This window comes from Qipengyuania gelatinilytica (assembly GCF_019711315.1).
In the GTDB taxonomy this organism is placed as follows: Bacteria; Pseudomonadota; Alphaproteobacteria; order Sphingomonadales; family Sphingomonadaceae; genus Qipengyuania; species Qipengyuania gelatinilytica.
This window is the reverse complement of the sequence record NZ_CP081294.1, coordinates 1,740,905-1,763,813: the sequence shown is the minus strand read 5'-3', so window position 1 is coordinate 1,763,813 and position 22,909 is coordinate 1,740,905. Positions and strand designations below refer to the sequence as shown.

At 63.8% G+C, this 22,909-nt stretch carries 23 protein-coding genes; 9 read left to right on the top strand and 14 right to left on the bottom strand.

Annotation, left to right across the window (positions count from 1 at the left end):
- Positions 1–3: 3 nt before the first annotated feature.
- The 3 genes from K3136_RS08820 to K3136_RS08810 all read right to left on the bottom strand — a co-directional run bounded on the left by K3136_RS08820 (position 4) and on the right by K3136_RS08810 (position 1,813).
- A complete protein-coding gene (locus K3136_RS08820; protein WP_221429950.1) occupies positions 4–426 on the bottom strand; it encodes a 23S rRNA (pseudouridine(1915)-N(3))-methyltransferase RlmH in 423 nt (140 codons plus the stop codon).
- A gap of 232 nt (positions 427–658) precedes the next feature.
- Positions 659–1,018 carry a ribosome silencing factor gene (gene rsfS / locus K3136_RS08815; RefSeq protein WP_247711320.1) on the bottom strand — a complete coding sequence of 120 codons (360 nt, stop codon included), beginning with the start codon at positions 1,016–1,018 and terminating at the stop codon, positions 659–661.
- Between the two features lie 141 nt (positions 1,019–1,159).
- Positions 1,160–1,813, bottom strand: a complete 654-nt coding sequence (locus K3136_RS08810; protein WP_221429949.1) for a nicotinate-nucleotide adenylyltransferase — start codon at positions 1,811–1,813, stop codon at positions 1,160–1,162.
- A gap of 343 nt (positions 1,814–2,156) precedes the next feature.
- On the opposite strand from K3136_RS08810, the gene K3136_RS08805 reads away from it, so the two are divergent.
- Together K3136_RS08805 and K3136_RS08800 are read left to right on the top strand one after the other, a co-directional pair.
- Complete coding sequence (locus K3136_RS08805; protein WP_221432281.1) at positions 2,157–3,245, top strand: M23 family metallopeptidase; 1,089 nt, start codon at positions 2,157–2,159, stop codon at positions 3,243–3,245.
- A gap of 19 nt (positions 3,246–3,264) precedes the next feature.
- Positions 3,265–3,660 carry a bactofilin family protein gene (locus tag K3136_RS08800; RefSeq protein WP_221429948.1) on the top strand — a complete coding sequence of 132 codons (396 nt, stop codon included), beginning with the start codon at positions 3,265–3,267 and terminating at the stop codon, positions 3,658–3,660.
- Between the two features lie 70 nt (positions 3,661–3,730).
- Here K3136_RS08800 and K3136_RS08795 read toward each other — a convergent pair whose 3' ends face one another.
- Complete coding sequence (locus K3136_RS08795) at positions 3,731–5,398, bottom strand: long-chain-fatty-acid--CoA ligase (protein ID WP_221429947.1); 1,668 nt, start codon at positions 5,396–5,398, stop codon at positions 3,731–3,733.
- A 94-nt stretch (positions 5,399–5,492) separates the two neighbouring features.
- On the bottom strand, positions 5,493–6,221 hold the full coding sequence (locus tag K3136_RS08790) for a DUF1013 domain-containing protein (protein ID WP_221429946.1): 729 nt from the start codon (positions 6,219–6,221) through the stop codon (positions 5,493–5,495).
- Between the two features lie 175 nt (positions 6,222–6,396).
- Between K3136_RS08790 and K3136_RS08785 the strand changes: the two genes are divergently transcribed.
- Positions 6,397–7,020: a hypothetical protein gene (locus K3136_RS08785; RefSeq protein WP_221429945.1), complete on the top strand. Its 624-nt coding sequence runs from the start codon at positions 6,397–6,399 to the stop codon at positions 7,018–7,020.
- Here K3136_RS08785 and K3136_RS08780 read toward each other — a convergent pair.
- From K3136_RS08780 to K3136_RS08770, 3 genes are all read right to left on the bottom strand, one after another.
- Entirely contained in the window at positions 7,017–8,000 is a 984-nt protein-coding gene (locus K3136_RS08780; protein ID WP_221432280.1) for a glycosyltransferase family 4 protein, read from the bottom strand. The two genes, K3136_RS08785 and K3136_RS08780, sit on opposite strands and share 4 nt — an antisense overlap.
- An 89-nt stretch (positions 8,001–8,089) precedes the next feature.
- Positions 8,090–8,968 (bottom strand): UDP-2,3-diacylglucosamine diphosphatase, encoded by an 879-nt coding sequence (locus tag K3136_RS08775; protein ID WP_221429944.1) that lies wholly within the window; start codon positions 8,966–8,968, stop codon positions 8,090–8,092.
- A gap of 99 nt (positions 8,969–9,067) precedes the next feature.
- The gene (locus tag K3136_RS08770; RefSeq protein ID WP_221429943.1) at positions 9,068–10,048 is read right to left on the bottom strand and encodes an NAD(P)H-quinone oxidoreductase; all 981 of its coding nucleotides are present in this window, start codon (positions 10,046–10,048) and stop codon (positions 9,068–9,070) included.
- 132 nt (positions 10,049–10,180) lie between these two features.
- Between K3136_RS08770 and K3136_RS08765 the strand changes: the two genes are divergently transcribed.
- The 6 genes from K3136_RS08765 to K3136_RS08740 all read left to right on the top strand — a co-directional run bounded on the left by K3136_RS08765 (position 10,181) and on the right by K3136_RS08740 (position 18,261).
- Complete coding sequence (locus K3136_RS08765; protein WP_221429942.1) at positions 10,181–10,381, top strand: DUF1192 domain-containing protein; 201 nt, start codon at positions 10,181–10,183, stop codon at positions 10,379–10,381.
- Between the two features lie 142 nt (positions 10,382–10,523).
- Positions 10,524–12,926 (top strand): ATP-dependent Clp protease ATP-binding subunit ClpA, encoded by a 2,403-nt coding sequence (gene clpA / locus K3136_RS08760; RefSeq protein ID WP_221429941.1) that lies wholly within the window; start codon positions 10,524–10,526, stop codon positions 12,924–12,926.
- Between the two features lie 74 nt (positions 12,927–13,000).
- Positions 13,001–15,040 carry a S9 family peptidase gene (locus tag K3136_RS08755; RefSeq protein ID WP_221429940.1) on the top strand — a complete coding sequence of 680 codons (2,040 nt, stop codon included), beginning with the start codon at positions 13,001–13,003 and terminating at the stop codon, positions 15,038–15,040.
- 34 nt (positions 15,041–15,074) lie between these two features.
- Positions 15,075–16,106, top strand: coding sequence for a ligase-associated DNA damage response exonuclease (locus K3136_RS08750; RefSeq protein ID WP_221429939.1), 1,032 nt, complete (start codon positions 15,075–15,077; stop codon positions 16,104–16,106).
- Positions 16,107–16,109: 3 nt separating this feature from the next.
- Positions 16,110–17,702, top strand: a complete 1,593-nt coding sequence (locus K3136_RS08745; RefSeq protein WP_221429938.1) for a cisplatin damage response ATP-dependent DNA ligase — start codon at positions 16,110–16,112, stop codon at positions 17,700–17,702.
- 46 nt (positions 17,703–17,748) lie between these two features.
- Positions 17,749–18,261 (top strand): DUF1993 family protein, encoded by a 513-nt coding sequence (locus tag K3136_RS08740; protein ID WP_221429937.1) that lies wholly within the window; start codon positions 17,749–17,751, stop codon positions 18,259–18,261.
- Here the strand turns inward: K3136_RS08740 and K3136_RS08735 are convergent.
- Genes K3136_RS08735 through K3136_RS08710 form a run of 6 tightly spaced genes read right to left on the bottom strand, consistent with a single transcriptional unit; the run spans position 18,258 to position 22,825 of the window.
- On the bottom strand, positions 18,258–18,539 hold the full coding sequence (locus K3136_RS08735) for a DUF167 domain-containing protein (RefSeq protein ID WP_221429936.1): 282 nt from the start codon (positions 18,537–18,539) through the stop codon (positions 18,258–18,260). The genes K3136_RS08740 and K3136_RS08735 overlap by 4 nt on opposite strands.
- A gap of 3 nt (positions 18,540–18,542) precedes the next feature.
- Positions 18,543–19,109, bottom strand: a complete 567-nt coding sequence (locus K3136_RS08730; protein WP_221429935.1) for a gamma carbonic anhydrase family protein — start codon at positions 19,107–19,109, stop codon at positions 18,543–18,545.
- Positions 19,106–19,663, bottom strand: a complete 558-nt coding sequence (locus K3136_RS08725; RefSeq protein ID WP_221429934.1) for a GNAT family N-acetyltransferase — start codon at positions 19,661–19,663, stop codon at positions 19,106–19,108. Before K3136_RS08725 ends, K3136_RS08730 begins: the two co-directional genes overlap by 4 nt.
- Positions 19,656–20,207, bottom strand: a complete 552-nt coding sequence (locus K3136_RS08720) for a GNAT family N-acetyltransferase (RefSeq protein WP_221429933.1) — start codon at positions 20,205–20,207, stop codon at positions 19,656–19,658. The genes K3136_RS08725 and K3136_RS08720 overlap by 8 nt, the downstream gene beginning before the upstream one ends.
- The gene (gene hemB, locus K3136_RS08715) at positions 20,200–21,198 is read right to left on the bottom strand and encodes a porphobilinogen synthase (protein WP_221429932.1); all 999 of its coding nucleotides are present in this window, start codon (positions 21,196–21,198) and stop codon (positions 20,200–20,202) included. Before hemB ends, K3136_RS08720 begins: the two co-directional genes overlap by 8 nt.
- A gap of 46 nt (positions 21,199–21,244) precedes the next feature.
- Entirely contained in the window at positions 21,245–22,825 is a 1,581-nt protein-coding gene (locus tag K3136_RS08710; RefSeq protein ID WP_247711319.1) for a M23 family metallopeptidase, read from the bottom strand.
- Positions 22,826–22,909 lie beyond the last annotated feature (84 nt).

Sequence of the window (22,909 nt, the reverse complement as noted above, 5' to 3'; positions counted from 1 at the left end):
TCATTATCCGCTGCGATGGTAGGGGTGACCGGCGATGATCGTCGTCGCGCGGTAAAGCTGTTCGGCGAGCATGGCGCGGGCCAGCAGGTGCGGCCAGGTGGCCTTGCCGAACGCGAGCAGGAGGTCCGCGTCGCGCCGTTCGTCCTCGGAATGGCCGTCGGCGGCGCCCAGCACGAAACGGCACTCGCGCATGCCGTCATCGCGCCAGCGCTCGAGGATTTCGGCGAGCTTCTCGGACGAAAGGTCCTTGCCGCGCTCGTCGAGCAGCACGGTCTTGTAGGGAGTTTGCGGATCGGGAATGCGCCCGCCCGTCTCGGGCAGTTCGGTGAACTTGACCGGCCATGTCAGCCGCTTCTCGTACCGTGCGACAAGCTCCGCCTCGGGTGAGCGGGCGATCTTACCTCGGGCTATGACGTGGAGGAGCATGCTATGCGTCTACCCGAAAGTTATTGTTTTTCGAACCCGCCTCCGCGGGTTCGTCCTCGGGGCTGTTCCTCCGCTTCGCTACGGGCCCCTGCGGGCGGGCGGTCGCCCTTGCCGGGCCTCCGCCGGCCCGGTTCTTGGTCGCGGCAGCCAAAGCGCGACTGCGCGTCGCGCCCACTGGCGCGGAAGCCTAAGGCCGCGGACGCGGCCGCCGGCGCTTGAGGCTACAAAATGATCACGCCGTGCCGGCCACCGGCGGTGCGTCGCCGAACGCCCACATGCGCTCGAGGTTGTAGAAGCTGCGCACTTCGGGGCGGAACAGGTGGACCACGATGTCACCGGCATCGAGCAGCACCCAGTCGGCCTGCGGCAAGCCTTCCAGCTTCACCGGGCCATAGCCGTTCTGCTTGAGCTTCTCGGCAAGCTTCTGCGCGATCGAGGCAACCTGGCGGGTCGAACGGCCCGAGGCGATCACCATGTAATCGGCGATCGAGCTCTTGCCTTCAAGATCGATGGTCACGACCTCCTGGGCCTGGTCATCGTCGAGCTGGCCGAGCACGAAATCGAGCAGTTCCTGCTTGTCGGGCTTAGCCATGCGTACCACCTTCGCGGTTTCGTTCCCGGATGCAGCCGGGTCTGTATGCGCCTGAGTCATAGGCGATTGCATTACTCCTGAGTTTGAAGGCCCCAAGGCCAAGTGCCGAGATAGGGTGCATTGTGTAAAGGACAACGCTCGTCATGGCGCGGTCGTTTCCCCCTCCGAGGGAATCGGACGGTGTGTCACCTGATCTCGCAGGGAAAAACCGGCGTGGCGCGATGCCCAGTCGGGGTCGGCGCGGCGGATGGCCGTGGCCGAACGCGGGTCGGGATCGAAACGCAATGTCACCAGTGCCGGTGCGCTCCATTCGCCCCTGTGTCGAAAGCTGGACAGTGGAACCGAAAAGCGCCTCAGCCAGGCCATCGCGGGGCTTGCGACAGCATCCCCGTCATAGCCGGGCCGCGCGATCACCGCAATCGGCATCGCATTTGCGATCCCCCGCCAATCGCGCCAGAGGTGGAACTGGGCGAGATTGTCGGAGCCCATCAGCCAGAGGAAATCATGCCGTTTGAAGCGGCGCTTGATCGCTGCGAGCGTGTCGACCGTGTAGCGTGTGCCCAGTTCGCGTTCGATCGCGGTGACCCGGATCGGCGCGCGCCTGGCCTGCACCATCGCCGAAGACACGCGGGCCGCGAGCGGCGCCATGCCCTTCTTCGGTTTGAGCGGATTTCCGGGAGAAACGAGCCACCAGATCTCGTCCAGGCCGAGTGCCTCGAGCGCGAACAGCGAGATTCTCCGGTGTCCGCCGTGCGCCGGATTGAAGCTGCCTCCGAGCAGGCCGATGCGGCTCATGCGAATCGATTCTGGCGGCTGCAGGTCATGGTACCCCGCCTAACAGCGATGTGCCGCCCTGTCAGCGCCATGGGAACGTTCACGATTCGAGGCCGAAAATTAACCTTCTGGTAACTTTTGTGGCGCGCCGATGAACGAAAATTCTGCACCGACGAAACGCTTCGTCCCGCTGAAGCATCGACTCGTGGATTCCGCGGGAACTAGGATTCGATTTTGTTAACGATTGCCCCTACACGATGCCCAAGGGTCAAAGACCAAGGGACGGGTCGTTTTGGATAAAGATAGCGCCATTGGCGGCTGGGCAAGCCGCATCAACAGCTGGTTTCCGGATCGCGAATTTTTCATGCGATCGGAAGGCCAGGTTCGCTTCATCACCATTTCATCGCGCGTGCAGAAGGCTGCTGCAGCCACTGCGCTGTTCGTCGTTCTGGTCTGGGCCATCTCGCTGGCAGTCGCAGGCTGGGCGCAATACAGCGCTTCGGCCGATCGCCAGTCGCTGCTGAACCGCGAAGCCAAGGTCGCCACTTCGGAAGAACGCCTCGCCGCTTACGGCGACGATCTGAATGCGGTCAGTGAAGATCTCGACCGCCGCATGGAATTCATCGAAGGCGTTGCCGAGCTGCTGCCCGAGAACATGAAGGTCGATACCGCAATCAGCGATTCGGCCGGTGAAGCCGCCGCTACGGTCGAAAAGGTCAGCGCCGCTTTCCCGCAGGCAGCCGAACTCGCCCGCATCGAAGCGCGCCAGCTGGCCATCGTCGAAGGCCTGACGCGTTATGCAGACTGGCGCTCGGCCCGCGCTGCCGACGCGCTCAAGAAGCTCCAGCTCAATCCCGATGCAGTCGTCCGCCGTGCCGGCAGCCAGGCAATGGGTGGTCCGCTCGAAGGCCTGTCGACCAGCGCCGACGGCAGCATCGATCCGCGTTTCGAACGTCTTGGCCTTTCGATGGCCCGCATGACCGCGCTGGAAAGCGCGCTTGAGGGCGTCCCCCAATTCGCTCCGGCTCGCCGCGACATGATTTCTTCGGGCTTCGGCTATCGCCGCGACCCGTTCAACCGTCGCGCCGCCATGCACAAGGGTCTCGATTTCCGCGGTGCCACCGGCACGCCGATCTATGCCGCTGCCAAGGGCCGCGTCAGCTTCGTCGGCTGGAAGGGCGGCTACGGCAAGACCGTCGAAATCACCCACGGCAATGGACTGATGACCCGCTATGCGCATATGTCGCGCTTCAACGCGAAGGTCGGCGACCGTGTCGCACCGGGTGAGACGATCGGCGCAATTGGCAGCACCGGGCGTTCGACCGGTCCGCACCTGCACTTCGAGGTCCGTATCAACGGACGGGCCGTAAACCCCCGTACCTTCCTGGAGACAGCCCCCAATGTTCTCGAAGAAATCCGCCGAGCCCCAGAGCTCGCCCACGCCGCCCACTAATCCAGGACGCAATTCCTCCATGGCCTCCAAAAGCAATTCCACTTTCTCGGTTCTCGGTTCCGACCTCGCCATCAAGGGCGACATCAAGGCATCGGCCGACCTGCATGTCGACGGCAGCATCGAGGGCGACATCGCCTGCACCAGCCTGGTCCAGGGCGAAACGAGCAAGGTGACCGGCGCAATCGAGGCCGAGAGCGCACGTCTTGCCGGTACGGTCGAAGGTTCGATCACCGCACGCGAACTGGTTATCCTCAAGACCGCCAAGATCACCGGCGACGTCTTCTATGACGCGCTCACCATCGAGCAGGGTGCACAGGTCGAAGGCCGTTTCGCACACCGCGACCCGAAGAAGAGCGCGCAGCCCGCTGCCAAGCCGCAGGGCGACAGCAAGCCCGAGCTCCAGCTCGCCAACTGAGTTTTCCTTCTAGGAGAGGATTGGGCCGCCCCGCGCTAGACGGGAGCGGCCCTTTCTTTTTGGGTGCTGGTTAAATGCCAAGCTCTGCGCGTAGTGCCTTGCGATCGAGCTTGCCGACCAGTGTCTTGGGCAATTCCTCGCGGATCACGACGCTCTCGACGCGTTCATGCTTGCCCACGCGGGCGTTCAGCCATTTGGCCAGGTCTGCGGCAGACGCGGTGTCGTCATTGAGCGTGACATAGGCGCGCGGACGTTCGCCGAGGTAATCGTCGGGCACGCCGATCACCAGCACCTCTTTTACTGCGGCATTCTCGAGCAGCACATCCTCGACCTGGCTCGGGAAAACCTTGAACCCGCCAACCGCAATCATGTCCTTGATACGGTCGACGATCTCGAGAAAGCCGTCCTCGTCCATCACCGCGACATCGCCGGTGCGCAGGTAACGCTTGCCGCCGCGCGTGACGAAAGTGTCGGCATCGGCTTCGGGACGGTTCCAGTAGCCGCGCATGATCTGCGGGCCGTGGACTGCCAGTTCGCCCGGTTCTCCCTCGGCGGCGAGCTTGCTGGGATCTTCCTTGTCGAGGAAGATCACCTCGGTGCCCATCACGACCTGCCCGATCGTGCCCTTCTTGCGCACGCCCCTGTAGGGATTGGCCGAGACCACGCCCGAACTTTCGGTAAGGCCGTAGCCTTCGACCACGCGCACGCCTGTCACTTCCTCGAACTTGCTGTGCAACGGGGCGGGCATTGGCGCGCCGCCCGAAATGCAGACCTTGATCGACGAGACGTCGGTCTTCCCCATCTTGGGATGGTCGAGCAACGCCTGGAACATGGTCGGCACGCCGGGGAAACCGGTCGTCTTGTACTTCTGGATGGTGTCGAGCACCTGCCCCGCCTCGAAGCGCGGGACCATGGCAATCGACGCGCCGGTCACCATCGCGTGGTTGAGCAACGCGGTATTCGCAAAGACATGGAAGAAGGGCAGCGCGCCCATGAAGACTTCTTCGTCCAGTGTGCCGAAGGGATTGAGGCCGGCAACCTGCTGCGCATTCATCGATAGCTGCGAGTGGCCGAGCATCGCGCCCTTGGGCCGCCCGGTGGTGCCGCCGGTATATTGCAGCAGGGCAATGTCGTCCTCGACATCAATAGCGGGGAATGTCGCGTTCGAGGGGTCGGCGAGCAGGGCCGAGAATGCGATCGTATCCGCGCTCCAGTCGACGTTTGCGACCTTGCTGCGGCCAAGGGTCTTGAGCGCGAGCTTCTTGTGCCACGGCAGCATGTCGGCGAGCGAGCCGACGACGAGCGTCTCGAGCCCCGACTGATCGAGCACGGAAGATGCCGTCGAATAGAGTTCGGGCACGTCTACGGTTACAAGCAGGCGCGTGCCCGAATCGGCGACCTGCCAGGCCAGCTCATCCACCGTGTAGAGCGGCGAGAAATTCACGACGATCGCACCCGCCAGCATCGCCCCGTAATAGGCCGAGGCATAGATCGGGACATTGGGCAGGAAGAGGCCGACCCGGTCGCCAGGCTTGATGCCGCGTTCGATCAAGCCGGCGGCAAAGCGTTTCGCTTCCCCATGAATGGCGGCGTAATCATAGGTGCGCCCGAGGAAATGCAGGAAGGGTGCCTGCGGATTGCGTTCCGTCGTACGGGCCAGCATGTCAGGCAGGCTGGCCGGCTCGAACTTCGCATCCCAAGGGGTGGGATGGTGGTACGGATAACTATTTACATCCATGTCAGTAACATGGAGCAACATCGCTTAAACGCAAGTAAAAAGGGCGGGAAAAGCGTCTAGCCTTTCCCGCCCTTTCGAAGGTGTTCGATGACGATCAGGCTTCGCCCGTGTCCTCGCCCGCTTCTTCCGCGGCGCGCTTGGCGGTGAGCCATGCTTCGGCCTCGGCTTCCTGTGCGGCTTCGGCGGCAGCCTTTTCGTTCGCATCGCGTTCGGCGCGCAGTTCCTCGATCAGCTTCTCGCGATCGCTGGCGCCGCTCGGTGCAGCGACAGGTGCTTCCGCACCCTCTTCGGGGGCCGGCAGGTTCTTAGCGGCCTTGGCGACCACGGCGTCGAGCTCGCGCTGAGAACACAGGCCGAGCGTGACCGGGTCCTTGGGCTGGATGTTCTGGATGTTCCAGTGGCTACGCTCGCGAATCGCGGTGATCGTATTGCGCGTGGTGCCGATCAGCTTCGAAATCTGCGCGTCGGAAATTTCCGGGTGGCTACGCAGCAGCCAGGCGATGCCATCGGGCTTGTCCTGGCGCTTCGACACGGGCGTGTAACGCGGGCCCTTGGTGCGGCTGACCGCGACCGGAGCGCGCTGCATCTTGAGGCGGTATTCGCTGTCTTCCTCGCCCTTGGCGATTTCTTCCTGCGTCAGCTCGCCCGAGTGGAGCGGATCGCGCCCGGTATATTTGCTGCCCGCCAGATCGTCGGCCATGGCCTGCACTTCGAGGATATGGAGGCCGCAGAATTCTGCGATCTGCTCGAACGAAAGGCCGGTGTTGTCGACCAGCCAGGTGGCGGTCGCATGCGGCATCAGCGGAGTGGGTTGATCGGCCATTTAAGCGCCTTTGCTTATGGGTATAAAATATAAGGGCCGCCCCTTGCGGAGCGGCCGTTGCACCCTGCCATGTAGGCGAGCGCTACGGATTCGGCAAGCACGGCTGCGTAAACTGCGGTTTTTTAACGATTCGCCGCTATTCCCCTGCTTTCATTTAGAACGCGTGGGGGACGCAATGAAGAAGACTGCAATAGTACTGGCCAGCCTGGCATTGACCGCCTGCGGGGAGAGCGGTCCCGACTTCGACGTCGGTGTGCGCGGCGACGCGGCTGCCATCAAGCAGGAGCTGGCGCAGATCGCCGGCAGCACCTCGGGGATTGGCGGCGTAGCCCCGATCGCCCTGTCCAGCGAGGGCGACAGCCTCGTCTTCACTGTTCCTGCCAAGGACGGATACGACCCGGGCCGGATCAAGATGGACTTCTCCCAAGGAGAAGGCATCACCAAGGTGGCAGTGACCGTCGACATGCCGATGGTCCCGATGGGCGACAACATGGTGCTGAGCGAAGAGAAGGTCGAATTCGAGCTTCGCAAGGCGCTCAAGATCTGGGGCAGTAAATACGGCGATTTCGGTATGGCCGCCAGCCGTGACACGCTCGAAGCCAACGTGGCGGCTGTCGCGATCGCTGCACAGGGAGCAGATACCGGAAGCCTGTTCTACACTGGCGGCACCAGCGACTGGGCCGCCGGCAGCACGAGCGACTGGGACGGAGCCAGCTATGACGATGGTACCGGCTGGGGTGCGGACAGCGGCGCGGACGATTATTACGCCGACGACGGCGGCTGGGGCGCCGGCAGCTAGTCTGCCAGCGCGCCGGGTTCCAGCTCGGCAAGGCCTGCAAGGAACTGGTCGGTCGCCGCTTCCCAGCTGAAGCGTGCGCCGTAATCCGCGCATGCCCTGCGGTCGCAATAGAGCGCGGCGTCGATCGCCCGGTCGAGGTTTTCCGACAGCGCGCCGACCTCGTCGACCACGATATCGCGCGGACCCGCAACGGGGAACGCCGCGACCGGCGTGCCGCAGGCCAGTGCCTCGATCATCACGAGGCCGAAGGTATCGGTCCGACTCGGGAAGACGAAAACGTCGGCTCCGGCATAACATCCCGCCAGCTCGCGCCCCGATTTGCGGCCAAGGAAGAGCGCGTCGGGATAGCGGGCCCTGAGCCGGTCGAGCGAAGGCCCGTCGCCGACGACGACCTTGCTGCCCGGGTGTTCGGCCTCGAGGAAGGCCTCGATATTCTTCTCCACCGCTACACGACCGACATAAAGCTGGATCGGTCGCTGCAGATGGGCGAACTCGCGCGGCGGCGGGGCAAACGGGTCGAAACAGTCGAGATCGACCCCGCGAGTCCAGTGGTGGAGCTGTGCAAGGCCGTGTCCGCGCAATTCCTCGCGAATGCTGTGCGTGGCGACCAGCACCCTGCTGGCGGGGCCGTGGAACCACTCGATATAGCGCCAGAACCATTGCGCGGGCAGGTGCGTGCGCTTGGCGACATATTCGGGAAACTGCGTGTGATAGGCGGTGGTGAACGGCGTGCCGCGCCGGTTGCAATAACGCCGTGCTGCAAGGCCGAGCGGTCCCTCGGTGGCAATATGGATCGCGCCCGGCGCGAATTCGCGCAGCTTGCGGGCGACGGCGCCCGGACGGCTAAGCGCCAGCCGGATTTCGGGATAAGTCGGACAGGGAACCGATGCGAACTGGTCGGGCGATACGACCATGACCTCGTGGCCCTGTTCGCGCAGGAGGTCGCAGGTCGTCGTCAGCGTGCGGACGACTCCGTTCATCTGCGGCAACCAGGCATCGGTGACTATCGCGATACGCTGGCGCGGCGAAGAGGGGGCGCCCGGGAGCAAGGGCTGGTCTTCGGGCAACTTCACGCAGCTTCCTGCTTCAGCGCAGGCTCGCGGCGGGCAACTTCCTCGGGCCAGTGCAGCAGTTCCATCGTGCCGTCGAAATGCTCGACCAGCGCGTTGCAGCCTTCGATCCAGTCGCCGTCGTTATAATATTCGACCTTGCGCCCTTCGTGGGTGAAGTCGCGGATCTCGGCAGTGTGGATATGGCCGCAGACGACGCCGTCCACCCCGCGCTCGCCAGCCGCGCGCGCGACCACTTCCTCGTATTTTGAGATGAACTCGACCGCGTTCTTGACCTTGTGCTTGGCCGCCTTCGAAATCGACCAGTACGGAAGGCCCAGCATGCTGCGCACGCGCGCGACCCAACCGTTAAGTTTCATCATCAGGTGGTAGAGCGCGTCGCCGACGAAGGCGAGCCAGCGGTGGGCGAGCATGATCGTGTCGAATTCGTCGCCGTGCAGCACCATCAGCCGGCGCCCGTCTGCAGTATCGTGGAAGGCGGCGCGCACGATCTCGACTCCGCCGAAATTCATGCCCGCAAAGGGCCGGATCATCTCGTCATGATTGCCCGGAATATAGACGATCCGCGTGCCGCGCTTTGCGCGCTTGAGGATGCGCCAGACGATGTCGTTGTGTTCGGGCGGCCAGTAGAACTTCTTCTTCAGCCGCCAGCCGTCGATAATGTCGCCGACGAGGTACATCGTCTCGCTGTCGGTATGATCGAGGAAGTCGATCAGCAGCTCGGCATTGCAGCCCTTGGTGCCTAGGTGGATGTCGCTGATCCAGATCGTCCGGTACTTGCGCCGTTCGTCGACGATCCGTTCGGGGACGCTGGGTTCGACCGGCGGAAAGCCCGCCACATTGGTGAAATCGGTCAGGTCCTTGGGCAGCTCAGTCACGGTCCATCCCCCATGCTGTTTGGAGGATGCCATGGCAGGCGAATGTTACGTGCGAATCTCCATTCGGTTACGGAACGGCGTCTTTGCTACCGTTTCGAGTCAGGATTCTTCGCGTACTTTCAGCACGATCTTGCCGATATGATCGCCGCCTTCCATCCGCGCATGGGCGGCTGAAACCTCCGCCAGCGGGAAAATCTTGTCCATCACCGGCGCAATCGTCCGGTCTTCGACAAGCGGCCAGGCGTGGTTGTAGATCTCGTCCGCGAGCAGTGCCTTGAACTCGTCAGAGCGCGGGCGCAGCGTCGATCCGGTCATCATCTGGCGCTTGCTCATCAGCTTCGCCATGTTGATTTCCGCCTTCAGCCCGCCGAGCACCGCGATGGTGACATGACGTCCGTCTTCGGCGAGGCAATCGAGATTGCGCTGGACATAATCGCCCGACACCATGTCGAGAACGACGTCGACACCCTTGCCTTCGGTGAATTTCTTCACTTCCTCGACAAAGTCCTGGGTCTTGTAATTGATCGCAAGGTCCGCACCCAACTCACGGGCGGCGCTGCATTTTTCCTCGCTTCCGGCAGTCGTGACGACCGTCATCTCGAAGGCCTTGGCGAGCTGGATCGCCATGGTACCGATGCCGCTGGTGCCGCCATGGACCAGCAGGGTCTCCCCGTCGGCGGCAAAGCCGCGCTCGAAGACATTGTGCCAGACGGTGAACAGCGTTTCGGGAATCGCTGCGGCCTCAGCCATGTCGAGATGGCGCGGGACGGTGAGGCAATGTGCCGCATGGGCGAGGCAATATTCGGCATAGCCGCCGCCGCTCACCAGCGCGCAAACGCGGCGGTTGAGCATTTCCGGTGCCACGCCTTCACCCACGGCCACCACCTTGCCGGCAATTTCGAGCCCGGGAATGGGCGAGGCGCCCGGCGGCGGCGGGTAGAAACCCTGCCGCTGGATGACGTCGGGACGGTTCACACCGGCATGGCTGACCTCGATCAGCACCTGGTTCCGCCCCGGCTCGGGCACAGGTACTTCTTCTGGCCGGAAAACTTCCGGACCGCCCGGGTTGTCGTAACCCATTGCAGTCATTGTCTTGGGTAGACCAGTAGCCAAGAAAGCCCCCTCGAATGCGTGACGTCGTGCCAGAGAAACGGTGCATTACCGTGGGCCTCGGTTGACAGCAACCGGCACGAGGAGGATTGTGGACGGGCAATGGAAGACGACGATCGTCCACGCCCCAAAGGCGACGCCGCGAGCAAGCTCGCCGCCGAGGATCTCGGCCCTTACTCGCAGGATGAATTGCAGGAACGCATAGTCCTGCTCGAGCGCGAGATCGCCCGCGTTGAATCGCACCGCCTCAAGGCCGCCGCCCACCGCGATGCAGCCGATGCGCTGTTCGGGCGAAAGGACTAGGGTCGGTGCGGGGCCTTCCATCCTGCCGCCCGCTTCCCATATCATTGGCCATATCCTCGGAACATACAGCTTTGGCTAACCTTCATAGAGTAGCCTTTCCCTTGCTCGCACTGCTGCGAGTCCCCTGAAAAGCAGAGACCAGATGCCCAGTTTTGCCGCGAATCTCGAAAAGACACTCCACGCCGCCCTGACCGACGCGGGCGAGCGGCGTCACGAATACGCCACGCTCGAGCACCTGCTGCTCGCGCTGATCGGCGACGAGGATGCCGCGGCAGTCATGGCTGCCTGCGGGGTCGACACGGGCGAATTGGCCGCTGTGGTGAAGCAGTATCTCGAACAGGAATACCAGTCGCTGAAAAGCGAGGACGGTGCCGATCCGCAGCCGACGGCCGGTTTCCAGCGCGTGATCCAGCGCGCCATCCTGCATGTCCAGTCTTCGGGCAAGGACACGGTCACCGGCGCCAACGTGCTGGTCGCCCTCTTCTCCGAGCGTGACAGCTATGCGGTCTATTTCCTGCAGCAGCAGGACATGAGCCGTCTCGATGCGGTGAGCTATATCAGCCACGGCATCGGCAAGGGCGGCAAGCAGGTCGAGAACAAGAGCCCGCAGGGCGCCGAAGAAGGCGCAGCTGCCGAACCGGGCGCAGAAAACGGCAAGCCGGGCGAGAAGAAGGAAACCGCCCTCGACCAGTTCACCGTCAATCTGAACCAGAAGGCCGAGGACGGCCGCATCGATCCGCTGATCGGGCGCGGTCCCGAAGTCGACCGCACGGTCCAGATCCTTTGCCGCCGGTCGAAGAACAACCCCCTCTATGTGGGCGATCCGGGCGTGGGTAAGACCGCGATTGCCGAAGGTCTTGCGCGCAAGATCGTCGAAGGCGACGTGCCCGAGGTATTGGAAGACGCGGTAATCTACTCGCTCGACATGGGCGCGCTGCTGGCCGGCACGCGTTACCGCGGCGATTTCGAAGAGCGGCTGAAGCAGGTCGTCAACGAGCTCGAGGACATGCCCGAGGCGATCCTCTTCATCGACGAAATCCACACCGTGATCGGTGCCGGCGCGACCAGCGGCGGGGCGATGGATGCCTCGAACCTCCTCAAGCCCGCGCTCTCGAGCGGTGCCATTCGTTGCATCGGATCAACGACTTACAAGGAATTCCGCAACCACTTCGAGAAGGACCGCGCATTGCTGCGGCGCTTCCAGAAGATCGACGTCAACGAGCCGACGGTCGAAGATACGATTGCGATCCTCAAGGGCCTGCGCAGCGCCTTCGAGGACCACCACAAGGTCAAGTACACGCCCGATGCGCTCAAGACTGCCGTCGAGCTGTCGGCGCGCTACATCAACGACCGCAAATTGCCCGACAAGGCGATCGACGTGATCGACGAAGTCGGCGCGATGCAGATGCTGGTGCCGCCCAGCCGCCGCAAGAAGAAGATCACCGCCAAGGAAATCGAGGCCGTGATCGCGACCATGGCGCGCATCCCGCCCAAGTCGGTGTCGAGCGACGACAAGAAGGCGCTCCAGAACCTCGACCGCGACCTCAAGCATGTCGTGTTCGGGCAGGACGCCGCTGTCGACAAGCTTGCGACCGCGATGAAGCTGTCCCGTGCAGGCCTGCGCGATCCGGACAAGCCCATCGGCTCGTTCCTGTTCTCCGGCCCGACCGGCGTCGGCAAGACCGAGGTCGCGCGCCAGCTCGCCTCGATAATGGGTATCGAGCTCAAGCGCTTCGACATGTCCGAATACATGGAGCGTCACAGTGTGTCGCGCCTGATCGGTGCGCCTCCGGGCTATGTCGGATACGACCAGGGTGGCCTCCTCACCGATGCCATCGACCAGAACCCGCACTGCGTGCTGCTGCTCGACGAAATCGAGAAGGCGCATCCCGACCTCTTCAACATCCTGCTGCAGGTGATGGATAACGGCCGCCTGACCGACCATCACGGCAAGACGGTCGATTTCCGCAACGTGGTGCTCATCATGACCACCAATGCGGGCGCGTCCGACATGGCCAAGCAGGGCATCGGCTTCGGCGACGTGTCGAAGGAAGATGCCAGCGAAGAAGCGGTGAAGCGCATGTTCACGCCGGAATTCCGCAACCGCCTCGATGCGATCGTGCCCTTCGGTTACCTCGGCAAGAGCACCGTTGCCCGCGTGGTCGACAAGTTCATCCTGCAGCTGGAACTGCAGCTGGCCGAACAGAACGTCGATATCCAGTTCGACAAGGACAGCCGCGCATGGCTGGCCGACAAGGGCTATGACAAGCTCTACGGCGCGCGTCCGATGGGCCGCCTGATCCAGGAGAAGATCAAGCAGCCGCTCGCCGAAGAGCTGTTGTTCGGCAAGCTGGCCGATGGCGGCGAGGTCTCGGTGACGATGAAGGACGGCAAGCCCTCCTTCGAACTCACCCCCGCCCCGCCCAAGGCCAAGGCTGCGCCGAAGAAAAAGGCTGCAGCGAAGAAGGCTGCGCCCAAAAAGAAGCCCGATGCCGGCGCAAGCGAGAGCCCGGATGGCAAGGGCGGCGACAAGGACGAAGGCTAACCCCTTCGGCTGATTCGCCAAGCGCGGCGAAATGTGATTGAACCTCCCCCGCTCACTGCAGGGGAGGTTTTTTCATGCGTATTGCCTTGGTTTTCGCGCTGTCACTGGGAATTGCGGCACCGGCCGCCGCGCAGGACGCGCCCGAGCGTAATTTCACCGTCGACGACCTGTTCGGCCTGACCGTTGCCGCCGATCCGCAGATCAGCCCCGACGGACGGCAGATCGCCTATGTGAGGCGGACCAATGATATCATGACCGATGCCGCGGTCAGCTCGATCTGGCTGGTCGACGCATCGAGCGGGGCCCAGACGCCTCTGGTCACCGGCGAAGGATCGCACACCAGCCCGCGCTGGTCGCCCGACGGAACGCGGCTCGCCTATGTCTCGACCGAGAGCGGCGGCGGCCCGGAATTGCACGTTCGCTGGATGGCGAGCGGCGAAAGCGCCAATATCACTGCCCTGCCCGAAGCGCCCGGCGCGATCAGCTGGTCGCCCGACGGCACGCGCATCGCCTATTCCGCTCGCGTCCCGGGTGAAGGGCTCAAACTGGGCAAGACGCCCACGAAGCCCGAAGGTGCCGAGTGGAAAGCACCTCTGCAGATCATCGACAAGGTGACCTATCGCTTCGATGGCGGCGGCTATGCCCGCCCCGGCACGTCGCAGCTCTTCGTCGTCGATGCGACGGGCGGCGCGCCGCGCCAGCTGACTTTCGGAGAATACGACAATGGCGGCAGCGTCGAGTGGAGCCCCGACGGCCGCACGCTGCTGTTCTCGGCCAATCGCCGCGAGGACTGGGAGCTGGAACCCTATGGCGTCGAGATTTACGCGCTCGACGTCGCGAGCGGCGGCATTCGCGCGCTGACCAGCCGCACTGGTCCCGACTTCGGTGCGCAATACTCGCCCGACGGTCGCCGGATCGCATATCTCGGCTTCGACGACCTGAGGAATGCCTTCGACCAGACCAATCTCTACGTGATGGATGCGGACGGTTCGAATTCGCGGCGGGTCGCCGCGTCGCTCGATCGCGGTATCGACGGCATCGAATGGACCGATGCAGGCCTGTTCGCCAGCTTCGAGGAAGACGGCGAGCACCGCGTCGCCAGGATCGGCCTCAACGGCAATGTCGACCGGCTGCCCGCGCGCATCGGCAGCACCTATTATGCCCTGCCCTATACCGGCGGCGAATGGTCGGTGAGCGATCACGGAACGGTCGCCTTCACCACTGCCAGCGCCACGCGCCCGACCGATATCGGCGTCACGACCTCGCGCGGCACGCGCCAGCTGACGCAGCTCAACGAACTGAAGTTTTCTGGCAAGGCGCTGGGCGAAACGCGCGAGCTTTCGGTGACTGCGCCAGACGGGACGACCATCCCGGCATGGATCATGCTGCCCCCGGGCTATGTCGAGGGCACCCGCGTCCCGATGGTGCTGGAAATGCATGGCGGGCCCTATGCCGCCTATGGCCCCGAATTCTCGGTCGACTACCAGCTCTATGGTGCTGCCGGATATGCGGTGGTCTTCTCCAATCCCGGCGGTTCGACCGGCTATGGCGAAGCATTCGCCGACCGGATCGAGGACAATTACCCGATCAGCAATTTCGACGAGCTGATGGCGGTCGTCGATGCCGCCATTGCCGAGGGTTATGTCGATCCCGACGATCTCTACGTGACCGGCGGATCGGGCGGCGGCGTGCTGACGGCATGGCTTGTCGGCAAGACCGATCGCTTCAAGGCGGCGGCGACGCACAAGCCCGTGATCAACTGGACCAGCCAGGCGCTGATGGCCGACGGTACGCCCTTCTTCGGTCGCTACTGGCTCGGCGCCCTGCCGTGGGAAGACCAGGCGCAGTACTGGGAGCGCTCGCCCCTCAGCCTCGTCGGCAATGTGAAGACCCCCACGCTCGTGCTGGTCGGTTCAGAAGACTATCGCACCCCGCGCAGCGAAGCGGAACAGTATTATGGGGCACTCAAGCTTGCCGGCGTCGACACCGCGCTGGTGATCACCCCGGGATCGAGCCACAACAATCTCAGCCAGAGCCCGAGCCAGCAGGCCGCCCGGACTACCGCCGTGATCGACTGGTTCGACAAGTACCGTAAGGGCGAAGACACCGAATAGGGATATTTGCGGCGCGCTCGTCGTTGAACCGGCGATGGGCGCACCATTTTCCTGGATCAAACCCGAACCGCACGGGATCTATATCGAGCCGGCCGATTGCTGGGTCGATCCCTCGCGTGCCGTCGATCATGCGCTGGTGACGCACGGTCATGCAGACCATGCACGCGGCGGGCATGGCCGCACGGTGGCGACGCCCGAAACGCTCGCGATCATGGAATTGCGCTATCGCACAGGCGCCGAAGACGGTGCCGGCCAGATTCCGCACAAGGCTGTGCCGGTCGAATATGGCGAGACGATCCGCCTGAAGGGCGGCGTCGATGCGACCTATGTGCCTGCGGGCCATGTTCTGGGCAGCGCGCAGATCCTGCTTGAACATGCGGGCGAGCGCGTGGTCATCACCGGCGACTACAAGCGCCGCGCCGATCCGACCTGCCCGCCTTTCGAAGTCGTCCCCTGCGACATCTTCATCACCGAGGCCACCTTCGGCCTGCCGGTCTTCTGCCATCCGCCGATCGAGGAAGAGATGGCCAAGCTCCTCGACCGGTTGCGCGCCCATCCCGACCGCTGCGTCCTCGTTGGCGCCTATGCGCTGGGAAAGGCGCAGCGCGTGATCGCGGAGCTGCGCGCGGCCGGGCACAAGGACCCGATCTACCTCCACGGCGCGATGGAGAAGATGTGCCGCCTCTATGAAGAACACGGCGTCGATCTTGGCGAATTGCGGCTGGTGGCCGACTATTCGAAAGACGACATGCGCGGCGCGATCGTGGTTTGCCCGCCAAGTGCGCTCAACGATCGCTGGAGCCGCCGCCTGCCCGACCCGATCACCGCCATGGCGAGCGGATGGATGCGCGTTCGCCAGCGCGCCCGCCAGCGCAATGTCGAGCTGCCGCTGGTTATCTCCGACCATGCCGACTGGGGCGAACTGACGCGCACGATCCGCGAAGTTGACGCGCAGGAGAACTGGATCACCCACGGGCGCGAGGATGCCCTGCTGCGGTGGTGCCAGCTCCACCAGCGCCGCGCCCGCGCACTCGCGCTGGTCGGCTATGACGACGAGGACGATTGAGGCGTGGAAGAATTCGCCGCCCTGATCGACGCGCTGGTCTACACGCGCAGCCGCAACGAGAAATTGCGCCTGATCGCGGAATATTTGCAGGCGACACCTGATCCCGACCGGGGTTGGGCACTCGCTGCGCTTTCGGACGGGCTCGATTTTCCCGCAGTGAAGAGCTCGACCATCCGCAATCTGCTCAAGGACCGGATCGATCCTGTCCTGTGGACGCTCAGCCGTGACTTCGTGGGCGATACCGCCGAGACGGCAAGCCTGCTGTGGCCCGCGCCCGACGAGCCGCCGTCCCCTCCTTCGGTCAGCGAGACGGTGGAGCTCCTGTCCGCGATGAGCCGCAAGAGCGTGACAACAGAGCTACCCAAACTCTTGGACAGGCTGGATTCTTCGGGTCGCTATGCTTTGTTGAAACTCGCCACCGGCGGGATGCGCATCGGCGTCTCCTCGCGGCTCGCCAAGACGGCATTTGCGCAAGGTTTCGACGTCGATGTCGACGAGGTCGAGGAATATTGGCACGGCCTGACGCCGCCCTATGCAGAGTTCTTCGCCTGGGCCGCAGATGGTGCCGAACCGCCCGATATCGAAAACCTGCCGACTTTCCGTCCCTTTATGCTCGCGCACCCGCTTGAAGAGACGGTGGTCGATTTGAAGGACTATGTCGCCGAGTGGAAATGGGACGGCATTCGCGTGCAACTGGTACGTGCCGGCGGCGAAACGCGGCTCTATTCGCGCTCGGGCGACGATATTTCGGCCACTTTCCCCGAATTGCTCGATGTTTTGCCGATGAACGCCGTGCTCGACGGGGAATTGCTTGTGCGCGGCTCCACACAAGGCGGCGAGGCAGGCGGAGCGGCGAGTTTCAACGCGCTGCAGCAGCGTCTCGGGCGCAAGACCGTCTCCAAGAAGATGCTGGCCGAATATCCCGCTTTCGTGCGTTTGTACGACGTCCTGCTACTCGAAGGCGAGGACCTGCGCCCCCTCCCCTGGGAAAAGCGACGCGGGCAGCTCGAAGCATTGGCGTCACGCTTGCCGGAATCTCACTTCGACATCAGCTCCATCGTCGAAGCGTCTGATTTCGAACATTTATCGCAAATTCGCGAAGGCAGCCGCGAGGATGCGATCGAAGGGCTGATGCTCAAGCGCAAGGACAGCCCCTATATCGCCGGGCGGCGCGTGGGATATTGGTACAAGTGGAAGCGCGACCCGCTGCTGGTCGACTGCGTGCTGATGTATGCGCAGCGCGGCAGCGGCAAGCGGTCGAGCTTCTTTTCCGATTACACCTTTGGCTGCTGGGACGGCGATCCCGACAAGGGCGCGGACCTGCTGCCCGTCGGCAAGGCCTATTCCGGCTTCACCGACGAGGAATTGAAGAAGATCGACAAGCACGTGCGCCAGAACACGATCAACCGCTTCGGTCCGGTGCGCGAGACCGAGAAGACACTCGTCTTCGAAGTCGCCTTCGACAGCGTGCACGAGAGCAAGCGCCACAAATCCGGCCTCGCCATGCGTTTCCCGCGCATCCACCGCATCCGCTGGGACAAGCCGCCGCACGAGGCCGACCGGATCGAGGCCCTGCGCGCCCTCATCGCCGATTGACGGCATGCTCCCAGCCGCTAACCCTTGGTGCACACGGGAGAGTCGAATGACCCACAAGGATTTGATCGTAAACGCGCACCTCAACATGCTGGGGGCGCTCGACGGATTGCTCGCAAAAGCGGCCTCGCACGAAAAGGGCGATGCGCTGCTCGGCGCCAAGCTCGCCGACGACATGCTGCCGCTTTCGACGCAGGTGCGGTTCCTCTGCAACATGCCGGGCGAAGCCATGGCGCGCCTGATCGGGCTCGACTTCAAATCGTCGGAAGACGATCCCGAAACGATTGCCGATGCACGCAGCATGGTCGAGACACGCAAGGCCGAGGTGGAGAAGTGGTCGCAGCACACTTTCCTCGGTGAAGACGAGATGATCGAGCTCGTCATTCCCAACGGCATGACTTTCGACCTGACCGCGGGCGAATATGTACGCGACTGGGCCGTGCCGCAGTATTATTTTCACGCGACGACCGCCTACGCAATCTTGCGCAGCGAAGGACTGGAAATCGGCAAGGCCGATTTCGTCGGCTACATGCTCAAATACCTCCGCCAGCCCGCGGGCTAGCGGGTAATCCGGAGCACTTTCTGGCGCGAGGTCTGGCCGCGCACCAGCTCGACCCGGCTCGGTGCGATGCCGAGCGCCTGGGCGACCACGGCCATCACCGCATCATTGGCGGCACCATCCTGCGGTTTCGCCCGCGTCTTTACCGCGAGCTGGCCTTCGAGAAGGCTCATATCGTCGATCCGCGTACCAGGTGTGACGCGCACCTTCAGCTGGCCGCGCTCGTCGATCAGGGTTTCGATATCGTGCGCAGGCGGAAAGGCCTGTTTCCTGCGTGCCACTGCCTAGCCAAGCGCCGCCGCGACGGCTTCCGAATGATGCCTGGCGTTCTCCGCGTAATGCGCGGTACCGATGCGCATACCGGCCACGGCCCTGTCGTCGAGATCGCGCATCTTGCGCGCAGGGCGGCCACCCCATAGCTCGCGCGTCCCCATCACCTTGCCTTCGGTGAGCATCGCGCCAGCGGCCAGCATGGCGTCGCTGCCGATGACCGCCTTGTTCATGGCAATGGCGCCAAGGCCGACGAAACCGCGGTCCTCGATGATGCAGCCGTGGACCATCGCCATATGGCCGATCAGGACGTCATTGCCGATGATCAGCGGGCTGCCATCGGGATCGCCCGGGCGTTCCGGGTCGCAATGCAGCACACTGCCGTCCTGAACATTGGTCCGTTCGCCGATCACGATGCGGCTGACGTCGGCGCGCAGCACGCAATTGTACCAGATCGAGCTTTCGGCGCCGATGGTGACGTCGCCGATGATCGTGCAGCCGGGCGCGATGAAGGCGCTCTCGTGGATCTGCGGGGTCTTGCCGTGGATCGGGACAATGTTGACGCCGGGACGTGTGTTCATTTCTGGCTCTCCCACTGCTCTTTCGTGAGCGAATACTGGATCGTCATGCTATCCTCGGGCGGATAGGAGGGATCCTCGAAATCGAGGTCCTTGCGGCGCACCATGCCGAGTTTTTCCATCAGCTTCCAGCTTGGCACATTGGCCTCACTCGTCAGCGCGACGACATGCGGGGCATCGACACGGATGAATGCCCAGTCGATCACTGCGCGTACCGCTTCCTCTGCGTATCCGCGCCGCCAGCGATCTTCACGGATGAGCCAGCCGATCTCGTGATCGCCCTCATTGCTGGCGAGCGGATTGTCGACGCGCTTGATTCCTGCATGGCCGACCATTTCGCCGGTTTCCTTCTCGATCAGGAACAGGAAGCTGAAGCCTTCGCGCGCGTAGAGCGCCATCGACTTGGCGTGTTTTGCCTCTATCTCGTGCAGTTCCTTCGGCCCGCCGAGCCGCGCCATGACGGTGGGCGTGTTGAGGACGCGCATCTGTTCGGCGGCGTCGCTCTCTTCGATCGTGCGCAGGATCAGCCGGTCGGTTTCGGCGATAATGTCAGCCACGCTGCGCGTCCCACTCCTCGCGGGAAATCGAATAGACGATGATAATATCGTCGCCAAAGTCGCTGTTTTCAAAGTCGAGATTGGGCCGGTGGGTCATGCCGAGGCGCTTCATCAGTCCCCAGCTCGCAGTGTTCGGCTTTACCGTCAGAGCCACCACCTGCTGCGCGCCGAAATGGTCGAAGGCGAGATCGAGTGACGCCATTGCGGCTTCCTTCGCAAAGCCCTTGCCCCAGGCATCTTCGCGCAGGCGCCAGCCCACTTCCATTTCGCCGAGCGGGCCGCCCTGCTGGTTGCAGCGCTTGAGGCCGCAAAAGCCGAGGATTGCGCCATCATCCTTGCGCTCGATGACCCAGAATGTGTGACCGTGATCGCGCTGGTAGCCCAGCAACCTGTCCTGCGCGCCCTGCCGCTTGGCGTCATCGCAAACACCGCCAAGCCATTCCATGACGGCAGGTGTGTTCGTGACCTGCCAGAACGGCTCCCAGTCTTCCTCGCGCCAGTCGCGCAGGATCAGGCGCTCGGTCTCGTGGCGGAAGTCAGCCATTGAGCAGGCGCGCGGCGACCGGCGCATGGTAAGTCAGCACGCCCGAACAGCCGGCGCGCTTGAAGGCGACGAGTTTTTCCATCAGCAGCGCCTCTCGATCCGCAATGCCCGCCGCTGCGCCCGCCTCGATCAGGGCATATTCGCCGCTTACCTGGTAAGCGAAGACCGGCACGCAGAATTCCTGTTTCGCGCGCCAGATGACATCGAGATAGGCCAGCCCCGGCTTCACCATCACGCTGTCGGCGCCTTCGGCGATGTCGAGCGCGATTTCGCGCAGCGCCTCGTCGGCGTTGCCGGGATCCATCTGGTAGCTTTTCTTGTCGCCCTTCAGCAGACCTCCCGAACCCACGGCGTCACGGAAGGGGCCGTAGAAGGCAGAGGCATATTTGGCGGCGTAGGCCATGATTTGCGCATTGGGAAAATCGTTCATTTCCAGGGCCATGCGGATCGCTTTTACGCGGCCGTCCATCATGTCGGACGGGGCGATGATGTCCGCGCCCGCCTCTGCCTGGTTGATCGCCTGGTCGACGAGCACCGCCACCGTGTCGTCATTGAGGACATAGCCGTCGTCGTCGACCAGCCCGTCCTGCCCGTGGCTGGTATAGGGATCTAGCGCGACGTCGGTGAGGATGCCGACGTCATTGCCGCAAGCATCGCGCACCGCCTTGATCGCCTGGCACATCAAATTGTCGGGATTGAGGGCCTCGTCCCCGCGCTCGCTGCGCTTGTCGGATGGCGTGTTCGGAAACAGCGCGATGCAGGGGATTCCCAGCTCGACCGCTTCCTTGGCGCGGCTGGCGATCCCGTCGACCGACCAGCGAGAGACGCCGGGCAGGCTGGCGACGGGTTCTTCCACGCCCTTGCCGCTGGTCACGAACAGCGGCCAGATGAGGTCGGCAGTCGTCAGCACGGTTTCGCGGTGCATCGCGCGGCTCCAGCCATGGGCGCGTGTGCGGCGGAGACGGGTTGCGGGATAGCTGGCTTCGGTCATGGCCGGAGCCTTGCCGCAAAGCGCGGCGCTTAGCAATCGGAGGCGGTCAGGAGACCTTGCGGGGCCGGTCGAGCTTGTCGATCTCGCGCTCGGGCTCTGCGGTCGCGGCTTCTTCAGCGGTCTGTTCGAGATCGGCCAGCGCCGCACCCTCTTCGACCTGCTTGAGCTTCTGCAGCGTTTCGCGGAAGCGGCCCAGCTCGTCGCCCGAAAGCTGGCGGCGCGTCACGAAGCTCACCGATGTCGGGTTCACGTGCTTGCCGCCGCGGTACATCTCGTAATGAAGATGCGGTCCGGTCGAGAGGCCGGTCGAACCGACATAGCCGATGACCTGCCCGCGCTTCACGCTCTGGCCGCGTTGGACTGCAATGCGGCTCATGTGGCAATAGCGCGTGTCGATGCCATTGCCGTGACGAAGGCGCACGGCATTGCCGCAGCCGCCCATGCGGCCCGCACCGGTCACGCGCCCGTCGGTCACGGCGACGATTGGCGTGCCGTGGCGTGCGCGGAAATCGACGCCTGCATGCATGCGGCGATAGCCGAGCACCGGGTGACGGCGCATGCCATAGCGCGAACTCATCCGGCCCGGCACCGGAGCGATCAGCCCGCCTTTTTCCTCGCCTTCGCCATCGGCGCTGTAGAATTCGCCATCCTTGCCCCAGCGCATCAGGCTCACGCCATTGCGCGAACCACGGTCGAGGCCGGCGTAGAGCAGCTGGCCTGCCTGGCGTTCGCCGGTGGCGGCACGGCGGTGCGAGATGATCATGTCGAACTGGTCGGTCGAACGCACGTCGCGCTGGAGATTCACGTCCTGGCCGACGGCCTTGAGATAGGCCTGTACCGCACTGGCCGGTGCGCCTGCGGCCCGCGCCGAGCGATAGAGGCTGTCGCCAACCGTCCCGCGGATGCGCAGCGGTGTGTCGTCGACACGAATCAGGCGGCGGGTCAGCGCGAGAGGGCCGTCCTCATCGAGGCGGTCGATCTTGAGTTCGAGATTGAAGCGCGCACGGAAACTGAGCTGCTCCAGCGGCCGCGTCGCACCCGGTTCGGGGCGGCGGCCCAAGGTGATGTCGATCTGGGTCCCGGCTTCGAGCTCTTCGAGGTCGACCGCACCGGCGATCAGCGAAGTGACACTCTCGGCTTCGGCGCTGCCGATGCCTGCGCGGCGCAAGGTCCGCTCCAGGCTTTCGCCGCGGCCCAGCGTCGCCAACATTTGCATCTGCGGACGCTCGGGCGCTTCGGCGAGCGGGCGGACGAGCGCGGTCGGGCCCATGCGGCGACCGGTATCGGCCCCCAGCGCGAGCGGCGTGATCATGTGGCTGCGGAATTCGCCGACGACCTCGGCATCGTCGGGCAGCGGCGATGCCGCCTCGAGCGGGGCGAAGTCGGGCCAGAAGGCAAGCGCGACGACCGACAGGCCGACGAAGGTGCCGAGCCCACGGAACCAGCGGCGCGAACCGATATCGGCGCCAAGATCGGGCGCGATGTCGAGATTTTCGATGCTGCAATAGACCCGGTCGCGCATCGCGCTGAAGGATGCAGGGCGCGCAGGAGTTTCGTCAGACGTTTCGCCGAGTCCGGCGACCGTCTGCTTTTCCCCCTGTGCCTTTCGCTGTGCGGAAAGTTTCACCCGTATCCTCTGTGTGGCCCCCGAGGCTGGCATGCTGGGCTGCACGCCTTTCGACCTCGTTGCCCTACTCCCTAAAAAAACAAA